The organism is Halocella sp. SP3-1 (assembly GCF_003953885.1).
Taxonomy (GTDB): Bacteria; Bacillota; Halanaerobiia; order Halanaerobiales; family DTU029; genus Iocasia; species Iocasia fonsfrigidae.
The window spans coordinates 1106008-1121712 of the sequence record NZ_CP032760.1 but is presented as its reverse complement, the minus strand read 5'-3'; the positions used below and the strand labels follow the sequence as shown (position 1 = coordinate 1121712).

At 39.4% G+C, this 15705-nt stretch carries 17 protein-coding genes and 1 pseudogene; all 18 read right to left on the bottom strand.

The window, feature by feature from the left end:
* Nucleotides 1-10: 10 nt before the first annotated feature.
* A complete protein-coding gene (locus tag D7D81_RS05345) occupies nucleotides 11-325 on the bottom strand; it encodes a hypothetical protein (RefSeq protein WP_125988006.1) in 315 nt (104 codons plus the stop codon).
* Nucleotides 326-338: 13 nt separating this feature from the next.
* Nucleotides 339-2177 carry a FapA family protein gene (locus D7D81_RS05340; RefSeq protein WP_125988004.1) on the bottom strand — a complete coding sequence of 613 codons (1839 nt, stop codon included), beginning with the start codon at nucleotides 2175-2177 and terminating at the stop codon, nucleotides 339-341.
* A 14-nt stretch (nucleotides 2178-2191) separates the two neighbouring features.
* Nucleotides 2192-2959 carry a sigma-70 family RNA polymerase sigma factor gene (locus tag D7D81_RS05335; RefSeq protein WP_125988002.1) on the bottom strand — a complete coding sequence of 256 codons (768 nt, stop codon included), beginning with the start codon at nucleotides 2957-2959 and terminating at the stop codon, nucleotides 2192-2194.
* Nucleotides 2960-2994: 35 nt separating this feature from the next.
* Entirely contained in the window at nucleotides 2995-3321 is a 327-nt protein-coding gene (locus tag D7D81_RS05330) for a hypothetical protein (RefSeq protein ID WP_125988000.1), read from the bottom strand.
* The gene (locus D7D81_RS05325) at nucleotides 3322-3987 is read right to left on the bottom strand and encodes a flagellar brake protein (protein ID WP_125987998.1); all 666 of its coding nucleotides are present in this window, start codon (nucleotides 3985-3987) and stop codon (nucleotides 3322-3324) included.
* A 41-nt stretch (nucleotides 3988-4028) separates the two neighbouring features.
* Nucleotides 4029-4892, bottom strand: coding sequence for a MinD/ParA family protein (locus tag D7D81_RS05320; RefSeq protein WP_125987996.1), 864 nt, complete (start codon nucleotides 4890-4892; stop codon nucleotides 4029-4031).
* Nucleotides 4885-5952, bottom strand: coding sequence for a flagellar biosynthesis protein FlhF (locus tag D7D81_RS05315; protein ID WP_125987994.1), 1068 nt, complete (start codon nucleotides 5950-5952; stop codon nucleotides 4885-4887). Before D7D81_RS05315 ends, D7D81_RS05320 begins: the two co-directional genes overlap by 8 nt.
* 1 nt (nucleotide 5953) lies before the next feature.
* A pseudogene (locus tag D7D81_RS05310) lies at nucleotides 5954-7767 on the bottom strand (flagellar biosynthesis protein FlhA).
* Between the two features lie 476 nt (nucleotides 7768-8243).
* On the bottom strand, nucleotides 8244-9311 hold the full coding sequence (gene flhB / locus D7D81_RS05305; protein WP_125987992.1) for a flagellar biosynthesis protein FlhB: 1068 nt from the start codon (nucleotides 9309-9311) through the stop codon (nucleotides 8244-8246).
* A gap of 18 nt (nucleotides 9312-9329) precedes the next feature.
* Nucleotides 9330-10115, bottom strand: coding sequence for a flagellar biosynthetic protein FliR (gene fliR / locus D7D81_RS05300; protein ID WP_125987990.1), 786 nt, complete (start codon nucleotides 10113-10115; stop codon nucleotides 9330-9332).
* An 11-nt stretch (nucleotides 10116-10126) separates the two neighbouring features.
* Nucleotides 10127-10396 (bottom strand): flagellar biosynthesis protein FliQ, encoded by a 270-nt coding sequence (fliQ, locus tag D7D81_RS05295; RefSeq protein WP_125987988.1) that lies wholly within the window; start codon nucleotides 10394-10396, stop codon nucleotides 10127-10129.
* Nucleotides 10397-10410: 14 nt separating this feature from the next.
* A complete protein-coding gene (gene fliP, locus D7D81_RS05290) occupies nucleotides 10411-11178 on the bottom strand; it encodes a flagellar type III secretion system pore protein FliP (RefSeq protein WP_125987986.1) in 768 nt (255 codons plus the stop codon).
* Nucleotides 11171-11518, bottom strand: coding sequence for a flagellar biosynthetic protein FliO (gene fliO, locus D7D81_RS05285; RefSeq protein WP_125987984.1), 348 nt, complete (start codon nucleotides 11516-11518; stop codon nucleotides 11171-11173). Before fliO ends, fliP begins: the two co-directional genes overlap by 8 nt.
* A gap of 20 nt (nucleotides 11519-11538) precedes the next feature.
* Nucleotides 11539-12729: a flagellar motor switch phosphatase FliY gene (gene fliY / locus D7D81_RS05280; protein WP_230868637.1), complete on the bottom strand. Its 1191-nt coding sequence runs from the start codon at nucleotides 12727-12729 to the stop codon at nucleotides 11539-11541.
* Nucleotides 12707-13714 (bottom strand): flagellar motor switch protein FliM, encoded by a 1008-nt coding sequence (gene fliM / locus D7D81_RS05275; RefSeq protein ID WP_125987982.1) that lies wholly within the window; start codon nucleotides 13712-13714, stop codon nucleotides 12707-12709. Before fliM ends, fliY begins: the two co-directional genes overlap by 23 nt.
* A 12-nt stretch (nucleotides 13715-13726) precedes the next feature.
* Nucleotides 13727-14164, bottom strand: coding sequence for a flagellar basal body-associated FliL family protein (locus D7D81_RS05270; RefSeq protein WP_125987980.1), 438 nt, complete (start codon nucleotides 14162-14164; stop codon nucleotides 13727-13729).
* 5 nt (nucleotides 14165-14169) lie between these two features.
* Nucleotides 14170-14904 (bottom strand): flagellar motor protein MotB, encoded by a 735-nt coding sequence (locus tag D7D81_RS05265; protein ID WP_125987978.1) that lies wholly within the window; start codon nucleotides 14902-14904, stop codon nucleotides 14170-14172.
* The gene (locus D7D81_RS05260; RefSeq protein ID WP_125987976.1) at nucleotides 14897-15700 is read right to left on the bottom strand and encodes a motility protein A; all 804 of its coding nucleotides are present in this window, start codon (nucleotides 15698-15700) and stop codon (nucleotides 14897-14899) included. The genes D7D81_RS05265 and D7D81_RS05260 overlap by 8 nt, the downstream gene beginning before the upstream one ends.
* Between the last annotated feature and the right edge of the window lie 5 nt (nucleotides 15701-15705).

Genomic DNA, 15705 nt, shown 5'->3' with positions numbered 1-15705 from the left:
AGGGAAACACCTATACTTTAACATCGATAATACTCCCCTTATCACCATTCTTCTTTTTTAATTGTTTTTCCTTTTTCTTATGATCATCTTCCTCTTTAGCCTCTTTATCTTGTGAGCCCTGTTTTTCCTGATCCTTATCCCTGATCCTACTTTCTGCGGTCTCCTCATTTTCATTAATACGCTGTTTTTTTAATTCTTCCTCTATCTCCATCTCCTGATTGGCAAAGTGCATTTCCTGGCCTGCCTGTACCTGTTTCATCTGCTGAATCTTTTCTACCCGTAAAGACATAGGTATATTGGTATTAGGATTAATAGGCTGAGTCATTCTCTTTCACCACCTATACTGGTACCTGGGTAATATCCCCTTCCCTTTCAATAAAGCTGGTAGCGTTCATAGGATTATAAACATTAAGCTGCGATTTTCCAATACTTATACTGACACCCGGGTATATCTTCCTATTTACTATAATCCTGCCACCCTCAACATTATCAAATTTCTCATTTAGCTGTTTCACTTGAGCCTTTTTCTCATCGATAGCATCCTGCAGTTTATTAGTTGTAGACTGCAGCCTAACATACATCAACTGTTTGGCCTGGGGAAGACTACCGGTCTGTTTCTTTAATTTTTCTAAAATATCTAGGGCTTTCAGGGATTTATCCAGATTAACCTTAGTTTCACTTATATCTTCTTCAAGTTCTTTAATCTTATTTTTTAATTCAGGGTCAATACCCACCTCAAGCTGGGTAGCAGTTGCCAGGTGGGAGCCAATAATATTGGCCTCAATTAAATTACTGGCCCTGGTAAGGCCACCTACCAGCAAACCCTTGTTCTGGGTTACTTCAACCGACTTTCCAACACTAATTTGACTGTGCATAATAGCATCTGTAACAATCAAACTCTGTTCAGTTTTGATGATACCATTTTCTATAAATTTAGCCTGTACATCCCCCTGAGCATGAATATGGTATTTGTTTTTCCCAACAAAACCCTTTTTTATGATTACACTACCACCAGCATCAATATGAGCAGCAAAGACATGGCCGTTTACCTCAACATTACCACTGGCCTTCACCTTAAAACCTTCCATTACATTACCCTTAACAACTACATTACCGACAAAATCTATATTACCAGTACTTAAATCCACATCACCATTAACCTCATAAATCGGTAGAACATTAATCTTATTCCCATCAATAACAACCTGACCGGCAATTGAAGCAACAAGGGTATTGTCATCCTTCCGTTCTACATTCTTACCCCCAGGTAATTCCTTATCTTTAGGTTCAGGCGGTTGTATTTCTTCTCCAGTAATGGTTTTACCAGGTTTACCTGGCTGCGGTGCTTCTTTGGTCACTAAAACATCACCGGGATTAACATTGGTGATAATACCAAGGTCATAGTAATCAATACTACCATCTTCCCGTTTAGTACCTATTGACTCCTTATTTTTCTCAAAATGATAGATGAATTTAGCATCACTACCCTCTACAGGGGGGCGTCCTTCGGCAATTAATAGATTTTCTACCTCTTTATCCCTTTTAACCAGACTAGTTATCTTTTCTTCCTTAATACCAAAACTAATATTCTCTTCATTTAATATCCTGACTATATCATCAGTAGAGAGTTCTTTACCACCTAGGGCAGGGAAATAACTAATAAAGGCCCTTAACTTATCATCACTTATTTCAATTTTGAGTTCAGCATCTTTATCAAGTTCTGGCAAACGAGGAGCAATCTTTACCCATTCATCGTCTGCTTCATGGACTGCCTCCTGAACAAGCTGCCAGTCAATCTGTACGATCTCCTTTCTCTCCAGTGCAACTTTAACAGCCTGATATTTGACAGGATCGCCTTCACCTTCCGCGGGTATTACTTTCAAAAGTACACCCTCATCAGTTACCCTTATCTCAAAGGCACCATCCATTTGCAGGCCTTCTGTTGTCATATCAAGGATTTCTTCCTCCCGTTGGCTCAATCCTTCTTCATTAAAAGTAATCTGATAGACCTTTTTAGCACCAAAACCTAAGAAACCACCCTTTTTACCAACCTGTCTGACTTCTAACTGCTCAATATTGACTTCCAGCTCAGTCTCTAACTTAGCTGCCAGTTCCTCCCTGGCTAATTCCAGGGCTTCTTTTTGATTAGACGCTGTTACACGAACCATTTCACTCATAAATTTTACCCTCCTTACAACAACTGCTCTTTCTTGCGGGCTAGTGAACCCCTCAGTCGATAAATAGCTTTTTTGTGAAGCTGGGAAACCCGGGCTGAAGACAGTTCCATAACTTCAGCAATTTCCACCTGAGTGAGGCCTTCATAATAATATAAAGAAATAACCAATCTTTCAGATTCATTCAAATGTTCAATGGCCTCTGACAGTAATCTTTCATTGTTTTTTCTATGATAAACTACTTCAGGTTGACTCTTCTGGTCTTCCTTTAGTAGATCAAGTAATTCCACATCACCTATCTCTTCATGGACAGAAACCCACTGAGAGGAATAAATCTGATAATATAGTTTGCTGACCTTTTCTTTAGAGATATTAAGAGCTGTTGCTAGTTCATCAACAGAAGGGCGCCTGCCGTATTTCTGAAAAAATCTATCAGCAGCAGACTTTAATTGCTTACCCTCCCGGCGTACTGAGTGAGGCAGCCAGTCCAGCTTACGGAGATAGTCAATAATCTCTCCCCGGATCCTCCTGCTGGCATAGGTTTTAAACTTAATTCCCTTGCGGTAATCAAACTTATATAGGGCATCAATTAATCCTATTACCCCATAACTCTCCAGGTCATCTTGTTCTATAAAATCCGGTACAATCATCTTTAACCTACCAGCCTGGTATTTAACCTGAGGGAGATATTTAATAATTAATTCCTGTCGAGCAGCCTGGGAATCATTTTCTTTAAACTCCCGCCATAATTCTATCTCTGCTACTTCCTTATCCGCAAGTGGCATAACTTCTCCCCTCCATTCTTGCTACAAATTACTATTTATTCACCATCTTTTTCTCCACCAACACTCTCAACTACAGGTACTTCCAGGGGAGAAAAATCTGCTGCAGGCTCCACTACTGTACCTTCTTCACTACTAACTTCATTCTCTTCTACAGCAGCTGTAAGTTCATCTTCTTCCTCTAGCACAGCAGTACTTTCCATAATTGAAATAAAAACAAAACTTATAACAGCTATTATTATTAATCCGACAATACCTTTAGATAAAATAATTTCTAGGGATAAATCCATTATAATTCCTGAAATAATAATGATTAAATAAGCAATTGTAGCCAACAGTAACGCTATAAATACCTTTTCCCTCATTTATAACATACCCCTCTGACGTAGTTCCCGCTGATAATCAAATAACCAACTAATAATCTTTTCTCGAACATAGTTATCTATCTCCACAAATTTAATCCCAATTGCAATACCTTCCGGCAGGTCAAAAACATTAACCACCTTTGATATAATAGCCGTATCCTCCAGTTCTGGTATCTGTAGGAATAATTCCATCAGCCTACCCTTATGTATGTCATTATTACTATCTTTGACATGATCAAAAACCATTTTTAATCCCCCACCACTAATATCAATAGTTGTGGTCTCTTTTAACTCAGTAATTGCTTGCAGTTCCCTATCCAGCAGACGGTAAAATACTTTCTCTTTAACCTCTAAACGAAAGAATTCACGACGTTGGATACGCTGTTTAAGATCTGGGTAAGTAAGAACCAACAGTGGGATTTCTCCCATTTCCCTGTCAACGATTTTTGTTTTATAGGCATAAGCAGCCATTTCTGCCGTAAAATACATTTCAACACCCATATTAATTCTTAAGGGTACTACCTCACCGTGGACAAAAGGAGCAGTTACTTTAATTCTACCACCACTAATATCAGCTATTTTACTCAAGTAATTACCTTGAAAAGAACTATCTCTTACCACAAGTTCAAAATTTTGGTTAACCTCTAATTTGTGTTCACTCACCATCTATCACCCATTCATATTCATATCCCGATTATAGAATTCCCTTACTTAAATAAATTCAACAAACGACTCACAAATCCTGCCTTTGCTGGTAAATTTCTTCCTTTTTTTTCAAAATCCATCAGCTTCTGTCCCGCCCTTAAAAAGGCCTGTCCTGATTTACTCCCTGGATAAAGCTCTAAAAGGGCCTGCTGCTTTTTAACAGCCTGACGAATATGTTTATCAAATGGTACTAAACCTATTAATTCTACCTCTATATCCAGGTAAGCTCTGATTACCTTTTTCATCCGCCGGGTAACAGATTCACCTTCCTGTTGAGAATTAACCTGGTTAATTAACAGCCCAATATCACAATCCAGGCTGTGATTATAAAGGATCTTAATCAGACTGTAGGCATCCATAATTGCTGTTGGTTCCGGAGTTAAAACGATTAATACCTCATCACAGACCGAAATAAAATTAATATTACTACTATGTATCCCGGCGCCAATATCTACTAATATTATATCATAAACTGCCCCCATCTGAGAAGAGACAGAAATAAGCCTTTTGACCTGTCTCTGGTCTATATTTAATAATTCTTCAACACCGGAAGTGCCTGGTAGTATATCTAGTCCACCTGGTCCCTGCAGTAGGGCATCAGTCAAGCTGCATTCACCATGTAATACATGACTGAGGTTATATTTGGCAGTTAACCCCAGCAGAACATCTATATTAGCCATTCCCAGGTCAGCATCCATCAGTAATACCCTTTTATTGTTCTTCCCCAAGGCCAGACCTATATTGACAGCTATATTGCTCTTGCCTACCCCACCTTTACCACTGGCAATAGCAATCATTCTACTACCGTTATTTATCCCTGCTTTATCATCTACTTTTTTACGCAAGTTGGCTGCCTGGTCAAACATTAAGACCACCGGTCAGATAGCCGGTTAAAAGCTCCGCCCTGGCTGCTTCAAGATCATCGGGTACATCCTGACCAATTGTAATATAGGAATAGGGCAGTTTACTTATATTTTTTATATTGATAATATCCCCGTAAACACTGGTTTCATCCAGTTTGGTTAAAATAAGTTTGTCTGGTTTTAACAGGGAAAAACCCTTGATAACCTCTCTGATTATATTACTCCTGGTATTTAAACTAATCATCAGGTGTATTTCATCAACCAGCTCCCTCTTCAGTAAAGTCTTTAATTTGCCAAGCTGGATGCCGTCTTTCCAACTGCTGCCGGCAGTATCTATTAAAATTAAGTCATATTTATCCTTTAAATCAAACCTGATCAGCTTGACCAGTTCTTGTTCATTATAAGCTACATGTAAAGGAATATTTATAATATCACTATAGGTCTGTAACTGCTGAACAGCTGCTATCCGGTAGGTATCTGTGGTGATCAGACAGACCTTTTTTCCCTCATCAAGTGTAAAATGGGCAGCCAGCTTGGCAATAGTAGTAGTCTTGCCTACTCCGGTAGGGCCGACAAAACCGATCACCTTTTGACTATCATCAGTTGAAATCAATTGACACTCACCAATATATTCCTGTAAAACAGCATCTAACTGACTGTTTATCTCCCCGGGAACTATTTTATTTTCTTTAATCACTTTGATAAATCCTTTAGCCAGTTCCTCATTTACCTCCTGCTGATTGAGGTGCTGATAAATCTCAAGTAATTCCTCTGATAAATGGCTTAAAAACTCATCATTCTGCCAGCTTTTATGTATCTCAGTAACCATATTTTTCAGGTCATTTATTTCCTGTAGGGCAAAATTATTATTATTCTGTTTAAATTCCCTTTTCTTTTCCTCTACACCAGCTATAATCTCTACCATCGTCTTAGTAAAAAAACCTAAGAAACCGCCTTTTTTAAACTTATTGGTATCAAGGATAATAGCCTCTGGACCCAGATCAGCTTTGACTTTAAAAATAGCATCCTGCATTGTTTCGGCAACATATTTTTTTACCTTCAAATTATTTCACCGTCCCTAGAACCTCTATATTAATATGGGTATCAAGTTCATTATATGAGATAACAACTAATTCTTTAAGTGAGCGAAAGGTTAGTTCCTTTAACGGTCTTCTTAGCATGGGGGCAGTTAATAAAATAGGGTCATGCCCCTGCTCCAGTAAAGCCTGTATCTGTGTTCCGATTTTTTCCAATAACTGCTGAGTCTGTGACGGCTCAAGGGTCAAATAATTACCCTGATCAGTTTCCTGTAAGGACTGTGCCAGTCTATCCTCTAACTGTGGATCCAGGGTTATTACATAAAGGGTACCATCACTGGCCTGATACATATTAGTAATCTGACGGGCCAGACCCTGTCTAACATATTCGGTAAGGAGTTGGACATCCTTGGTCTTAGGTGCATAGTCAGCCAGTGTTTCCAGGATAGCTACCATATTTTTGATCGGGATACCTTCCCAGAGTAAATTTTGTAAGACCTTTTGAATCTCGCCAGTTGTCATTAAATCTGGTAACAATTCATCAATTACTGCTGGGTAATCTTCTTTCAGTTTATCCACCATGTCTTTTACTTCCTGTCTGCCCAATAATTCATGGGCATGTTCCCTGATAATTTCTGTCAGGTGGGTCGCCATCACAGATGGAGGATCAACAACTGTATAATTAGCCATTTCTGCTTCATCTTTCTGACCCTCAGTAATCCAGATAGCTGGAGTGCCGAAGGCTGGTTCCTTTGTTTCAACACCCTTTATCTTTTTACTGGTCATGCCAGAATCCATAGCCAGATAATGGTCAGGTAGGATTTCATACCTGCTAAGTTCAACACCTTTAAGCTTAATCCGGTAGGTATTGGCATCTAGTTGAAGGTTATCAAGTATCCTGACTGCAGGGATAACCATTCCCATCTCAAGGGCCATCTGTCTCCTGACCATAGCCACCCTGTCCAGGAAATCCCCGCCCTGTTCCGGTAAAACCAGGGAGATCAGGTTATATCCCACTTCTACTTCCAGGGGGTCAACCTTAACCAGACTCGTTAATTCTTCAGCCAGAGGACGCTGTGTCTGCTGTATCTCTTCTTCAGTAGCAGCAGCAGTCTCTTCTTCCCTCACTACCCTTATACTTAAGAGATAGCCGACCAGGCCAATAATAGCAGCCAGGGTTAAAAAGGGAACCGCTGGCTGACCAGACCATCACCAACTGTTAAGAGGGTATAATTCTGGGCTGCATCTACCAGCGGCATTCCCTGTTGTAAGACCCCAATAACCAAACCACCGATGATATTAATAATGGTGATGATTATTGAGGCAATAGCGTCGCCCTTAACAAACTTACTGGCACCATCCATAGCCCCGTAAAAATCTGCCTCCTGCCGTATCTTCTCCCTTTCATGTTTGGCCTGCTGTTCATTAATAATACCGGCATTTAAATCTGCATCAATACTCATCTGTTTACCAGGCATAGCGTCCAGGGTAAAACGGGCTGCAACCTCAGCCACCCTCTCAGCACCCTTGGTAATAACGATAAACTGAATAACTACCAGGATAAGAAAGATAATCAGTCCAACTACATAATTACCACCAACCACAAAATTTCCAAAGCTGTTAATAACCTGGCCGGCATAACCCTGTCCCAGAATAAGCCGGGTTGTGGAAACATTTAGGCCTAGGCGGAAGATGGTAGCAAACAATAGTAATGATGGGAAAACAGATAGATTCAAGGGTTCTGTATTATAAATTGTGACCAGTATTACTACCATAGCAAAGGTAATATTGGTAGCCAGCATAATATCCATTACAAAGGCTGGAAGTGGGATAATAAACATAACAATAATCCCCACTACAGCCAATGCAAATAAAATATCACTATTTGCATTCAATTGTTTAATTACTAAGTTTCTGGTACTGGATGTAGATGTAGGTGTAGATGGCACAGGATAATCCCCTTTCGATATACATTAATTTAGCGTATTGCATAATTGATTGATGCCATCCAAAAACTCCGCTACGGATTTAGCATTGGTCAATTACGGGCTGTTTTTACTGCCTCCTTTATTTAAATACGCAAGGTAGGAGCCAGTATTAGTCCATCGAGGACGTCAAAACTCCCTAAACCAAGGTCCGACGCACCGCTGTGCTAGTGCTGAGCTATCCATGCGTTATTTAAAAAGGGCTCAGCGAAACAGTAAAACAGCCTTTTTCGTAATTGCCCATACTAAATCCTGCTCCGTTTTAATCGGCTGGTCAACAATTCAATTATGCAAAAGGTCTATTATTAAAGAACCTTACTTTAAAAGTATAATTAATATTTATGATTATTTTTAAATACAAAGGCTAGTACTTCAGCAACGGCCTGGTAAAGGTCTACTGGTATCTCATCACCTATTTCAGTTGCTGCATTTAAAGACCTGGCCAGTGGTTTGTTCTCCACTATCTCTATCTCAAACTCACGGGCCTTTTCTTTTATCTTCTGGGCTAGATACCCCTCACCCTTGGCTACTACTACCGGGGCATCCATGGTATCAATATCAAACTTCAAAGCAACTGCAATGTGAGTAGGGTTAGTGATAACCACATCAGCCTCTTCCAGGGCTTGAATCATTCTATTTAAACTCATCTGCAGCTGTTTCTGACGACGCTTGGATTTTATCTGGGGGTCACCCTCCTGTTCCTTGCGCTCCTGTTTTACTTCATATTTGGACATCTTCAAGTTTTTAGTATGATCATATTTTTGATAAATAAAATCAATCACACCCAGAATAATAAGAAAGATAATCACACTGATACCAACCCTGAAGATTAAATCAGCTATAAACAGTAGGGCTGGTTCAAATCCCTGCTGGGTTGTAGTAAGTAGCTTAGGCCAGGCTAGACGTAAATGGAAAAAAGTTATCAAGGAAATAACAAAAATTTTGGCCAGTGATTTCCCCAGTTCCATCAGTGCTTTAAGAGAAAACAATCTTTTAAAACCAGATATCGGATTTATCTTACTGAATTTGGGCAAGATTACCTTTGGTGTTAATAATGGCCCTACCTGAAGGAAACAAACCAGGGCACCTACTATAGCAGAGGCCAGCATTACTGGTGCTACCAGTTTTGCTATATAGACAAAGCCGTCCATCAAAAGGACAAAGACCGAATTCTTATCTAGCTCAGGAATACTATCCATAGAGATAATAAACCTCATTCTGCCAGCCATAGAAAACAACATTTCTTTAAAGGCAAAGTGCAAAACCAGAAAACTAGCTAACAGGGTAAAGGCTGTGCCAAGTTCCTGACTCCTGGCAACCTGTCCCTCTTCTCTGGCCTCTTTTAGTTTCTTCGGCGTTGGGGCCTCCGTCTTTTCACCTGTTGAACTGTCTTTGGCCATTATTCTCCCCCCTTTACCTTAACCCAGTAATTTTATAAGTTCAAATAATTGTTGATACATATTATAAAATAAGTCCTCAATATAGTACAGGGAGTAGTGAATCGATAGGATTAAAACTATAAAACCAATAATGATCTTCATCGGCAGTCCAATGATAAAGATATTCATCTGAGGCATCGACCTGGCTAAAAAACCAAAAATAATATCTGCTGCAAAAATTGTCCCCATAACAGGTAAGGCAATCATAATAGCCAGCTGAAAAATCTCAGCAGAAACAGAGAAAATATACTTTAAGCTGGAAGCAGTAAAAACTGCTTCCCCCAGTGGGATAATATTATATGAATGATAAACAGCCCTGATTAAGATATGATGCCCATTAATAGCTAGAAACAATAAGATAGCCAGGGTATTTTTAAACTGACCAATAATTGGTGCATCAGAAGAACCATTAATAGGATCCACAACCTTAGCCATAGCAAAACCCATTCTCAGGTCAATAAACTGTCCGGCCAGCTGAATAGCTGCAAATACCAGAAAGGAAATAAAACCAATACTTAGACCAACTGCTAACTCACGTATTACAGTCAGGACAATAAGTAATGGAAAGTCAGGTATGGCAACTGCCTGTGAATCCATCAATAGCGGCATAGTAATGAGGGCCAGAAAAAACACAAAGCCAACCCTTACCCGCCGTGGAATTAACCTACTTCCTAGAATAGGGGCAGATAAAAACATACCAATATACCTGACCATAATTAAGATAAAAACATAAGTATAATTGCTAAATATATTTTGAAGTCCCATTTACAGTCATCCTAACCGATTAACTGTGGTATTGAATTAAACAGCCTTGTGATAAAATCAACCATGGTCGATAACATCCAGGGGCCAAAAATGGCCATAGAAATAAGAACTGCCAGAATCTTGGGTATAAAGGCCAGGGTCTGTTCCTGAATCTGTGTTGTAGCCTGAAAAATAGCCACCAGCAGACCTGTTATAAGGCCAAATCCCAGCATAGGGGCAATAATCATCAAGACCACTGTCAGGGCATTTCGCCCAATATCAATTACAACACCTTGATCCATAATAATCACCTATTCTAATTAAAGGTATTAATCAATGATTCAATTACCAGATACCAGCCATCAACCAGTACAAAGAGTAATATCTTAAAGGGAATAGAGATCATTACTGGCGGTAGCATCATCATCCCCATCGACATCAGGGTACTGGCTACAATCATATCGATCATTAAAAAGGGAATATAAATCATAAAACCAATCTGAAAAGCAGTCTTAAACTCACTGATTACGAATGATGGAATCAATACGTAAGTTGGTATATCATCACGATTATTAGGTCTTTCTATCTCAGCCATGTCAACAAAAAGTGAGAGATCCTTTTCTCTGGTCTGCTTAAACATAAATTCTCTGATCGGGCTAATTCCTCTCTCATACATGGTCTCTGTATCTATCTCCTGCTGAAGATACGGCTGTAAGGCATCAGTATTTACCTGCTGCCAGACAGGTGCCATTATAAAAACGGTAATAAAAATTGCTAAACCAATTAAAACCTGATTAGGAGGCATCTGCCTAGTTGCCATCGCAGTACGGATCAAAGACAGGACAATTATAACTCTGGTAAAAGAAGTAAGCATTACCAGAATAGCTGGTGCCAGGGATAGTACTGTTAAAAGTAATAATATACGCAGCGACAAGACCAGGTCTTCTCCCTGGGTTCCCCCATCAGGATTACTTATTTCCAGACGCAGGTCAGGTAACTGAAATTCATCTGCCTGAACTGGCTGGGCAATTATTGAGATTAATAAAATAATCAAAGTAAAGGCTATTATATTTTTTCTAATCATCACTACCACGCCTATTGTCATTAATTATTTGCTGGAAGTATTCTTTAAATGAAGCCCTTTTTACCATCTCATCTTTTAGCTCTGGAAAATCCTTGCTGTCCCAGGTCTTTAAAACACTGACCTTTTCATTACTATTACTTATTAAGAAGATAGTATTATGGACAGTAATCAAAGCAAGGCTTTTTTTGGGAGAAAGATATACCTGTTCAATAACCTTAATCTGCTTACCCTTACCACTCCTACTGATATTATTTTTCAAAAAGTAAGCCAGCAAATATATCAATCCCAGTACCAGTAGTAAATAAAAACTAATCTTGGCAATCTCCCAAGGAATATTCATTATCTATAGCTCCTTAATAACTAAATATTATTGATCCTGTCCATTGGGCTAATAATATCCTTGACCCTGAAACCAAAGCTCTCATCAATAACAACTACTTCACCTTTAGCCACTAACTTACCATTGACCAGTAAATCCACAGGTTCCCCGGCCAGTTTATCGAGTTCTACTATGGAACCCTCTCCCAGTTCCAGAATCTGCTTGATTGTCATCCTGTTCTTACCCAGCTGTACTGTAACCTGTAATGGTACATCTTGAATAAGTTCCATATTGTGTGGTAAAGGAGCAGCTGTATTACTATCAAAATCAGGAAACTGGGCCCTTTTAACACCAGTCTGTTCACCCTTTGTTACATTCCCGGAATTCGCCATCTGGCTCTCCCCTCCAGTTCTCATAGTATTACTATCAACACCTACTTTTGTTTCCTCTTGCTTATCATCTATTTCACCTTCAAGTATTTTCTCTTCATCAACATCCCAGTCCTTTGCTGCCAGACCGCTTTCGTGTTTCATTAGTTGAGCAACCAATCTTTTAGAGAAATCCAGTTTAGATATCTGTTTAAAACTACTATCAATAAGATCCCCCACCTTTAACCTAAAGGAGGTATCAACCAAAGGTTCTTCACTATCAAAATAGTCCTTGATTACATCAATAACCTCTTCTACCTCAATATATTCTACCTCTGGTGGAGAAATATTAACTACTTCATTAATAATACTCGACATAGAAGTGGCAGCCGAACCCATCATCTGATTCATAGCCTCACAAACAGCACTGAGATGAATATCATCTAAATCCTCTGTTACATTAGAGCCGTCACCACCCATCATTAAATCAGCAATAATAGCGGCATCCTCTTCTTTGATGATCAGGATATTCATTCCTTCAATACCCTCAACATACTCTACCTGTACCAGAACACAGGGCCGCTCATACTCTGCCATAATTTCAGTGATAGTAGACTGTCTCACATTAGGTGTGGTAATATCAACCTTCTGATCAAGTATTGTATACAGGGCAGTAGCAGCTGACCCCATGGCAATATTACCAACCTCACCAAGGACATCTTTCATATTATCTGTTAGCCCTTCTTGAACAGCATTATTCTCTGTGACCGATTCTTCCTGACTATCCTCATCATTAATTAAAGCATCAATCTCTTCCTGGGATAATAATTCTTTTCTATCATCATTGCTCATCGTCTTCTTCACCTTCCTCTCCCGTATCTACTACTTCAACCACCTTCATAGCCAGGTGTTTGTTGGCTTTCCCTGGTATACCTTTAAATTTAACATATTTACCTATTCTAATATCAATATTATCAGATGATCTCTTATCTAATTTTATAACATCACCCTTTTGAAGATAGAGAAGCTCGGAAACAGTTAACTCAGCCCCACCCAGTTCTGCATAGACATCAAGCGAGGTGCGTTTTATCTTGTTTTTCAAGGTATTAATATGCTGGGCGGTTTGTTCTGACCTGGTATTTGAGAACCACTGCTGGGCATTTAATTTCGGTACAATCGGTTCAATCATAATATAAGGAATACATATATTAATTAGTCCTTCACTATCACCTATTCTTGCCATCAAAGTAATAAGAATAGTCATATCATTACTGGGTACAATCTGGGTAAACTGGGGATTTGATTCGATATCCCTTAATACAGGATTAACCCTGACAATATTTTCCCAGGCTTCTGGAAATCCACTGAGGATCCAGTTGATTACCCTCTTAAATACAACCTTCTCTATATCTGTAAAAGGCCGGGAATTAAAATTAGATTTCCCAAAACCACCAAATAAGCGGTCAATTACTGCAAAACCTATATCTGGATTTAACTCAAAAATAAACTGCCCTTTAAATGGTTCCAGGTCACTGATCCCAATTATTGTCGGTTCAGGTAATGACCTAATAAACTCCTCATATGTTATCTGTTCTATTGAAGCAACATCAAAATCAACCATTGTTCTAAGCTGAGTAGAAAGAATGGTAGTTAAAGACCGGGCAAGATTTTCATGAATCATCTGCAGTGTACGCATCTGTTCCTTGGATAATTTATCCGGCCGCCGAAAATCATAAGCCTTAACTGCCTGATTCTCAGTCTCTTTTTTTATCTCTTCAACATCAACATCCCCGGAGGAAAGTGCTGTCAACAGAGAATCTATTTCATTTTGACTTAAAACATCAGCCATCTGTTTCTCCCCCTATTGTACAACTAATTGAGTAAACCAGACCTGGGTAATATCCCCTGTCCTCAATATATCATTTAACTTTGTGATCAGCCTATTCTTAATAACCCTGGCTCCTGGTTCTTCAATATCAGCAACCTGTTGGTCTCGCAGGATTCCGATAATACTATCTCTTACCTGTGGACTCCTTTTTTCCAGTTCAGTAATCACATTATCTGTACTAACCTCCACTACAATACTGGCTCTAATATACTGATAACCCCTGGTTCCAGAGAGATTAACTACAAAATCGCCCAGGGAATAAGTCGGTCCAATAGCATTTTCATTAAGCACCGGTGAATTATCATTAGTTGTTATGAATTTCATAAAACCATAACTGGTACCAATGGCAATCACCACCATTAACAGGGCAATCCCTAGTATACTCTTAAAACTCAAACCCTCATTTGCCATCTTAATTACCTCCCTTCAAGGTCCGTATTATGTAATGTATTTAAGATTACTATTTCTATCCTCCGGTTCTTGGCCCGGTGTTCTACTGTATCATTCTCAAATAGTGGTCTGTATTCTGAATAACCGGCAGCCATTAACCTGGACGGCTCTATCTCTGTATTTTCCATGAAATATCTTACAACATTAGTCGCCCTGGTGGTAGACAATTCCCAGTTAGAAGGGAAGTCTTCATTGTTTATCGGCCAGTTATCTGTATGACCTTCAACCATAATATCATTAGGAATATCTTTTAGCAACTTAGCTATTTCATCCAGGAGGTTCTTACCACCAACCTTGAGTTCAGCCTTACCAACATCATATAAAACCTGGCCTGTTAACCTGACTACCAGTCCTCTTTCAGTTAGTTCCATCTCAACCCTGTCATTTAAACCCTCCTGTTCGATATAAGTACTCATTTCACCCATAACCTTATTAAAATTCTGGAGTGAGGGATTAAATCGTTGAGCAATATTACCTCGGGCAACAAGGCTTTCATCATTAATAGTTTTTCCACCATCTAGTACACCAAGCTGGGCCTGAAAGGCAGACATAAAGCCCTCAAACTTCTCAATATCCATTACTGAAAAGGAATAAAGGAGAACAAAAAAGACCAAAAGCAGTGTCATCAAGTCACTAAAAGTAACCATCCAGGCAGGTGAACCATTATTTCCTTCTTCTTTTTTTCTTTGTAATTTAGGCATTATCTCCCACCGCCATTGTATCCATCTCTGCCTCTGCTGACTGACCAGTATGAACATCTTCAGCCAGGAAGGCCCTCAGTTTTTCATCTACAATACGCGGGTTTTCACCAGCCTGAATGGAGAGAACACCTTCAATAATAACTTCCTTGGTCAAGATCTCATCTTCACTACGTTCCTTTAGTTTACCAGCTAAGGGAATAAAGAGTAGATTAGCCAGTAAAGCCCCATAGAGTGTTGTGATCAGGGCAACAGCCATACCCCCACCTAGTTTTGATGGATCATCAAGTTCACTAAGCATCTGAATTAATCCAATTAAAGTACCTATCATTCCAAAGGCCGGGGCCAATTGTCCCATTGTAGCCATAATACTACGGCCCTTACCATGTCTCTCCTCCAGAAAGGTAAGTTTAGTCTCCATAATATTCCTTACCAGTTCTGGATCAGTACCATCAACAACCAGCTGGATACCCTTCTGCAAGAAATCATCATTAATATTGACAACATCCTGTTCCAGGGCCAGCAGGCCTTCTCTCCTGGCCTTTTCAGCAAAACCAACCATCAAATCAATAATCTCATCTGAATCTAATTGGTGTGTTTGAAAAGCAATCCTGACCAGGGCAGGGATCTTCAATAGTTCACCCAGGGAATAACTAATCATTGTTCCAGCCAGGGTACCACCAATTACAATCAAAATCGACCTTAAATTGTAAAAGATTATAGCATTCCCATCCATTACTATAGCCCCACCAAGGAGAGTAACCCCAAATATTATTCCTATAAGTGTAGCCAGGTCCATTTGTC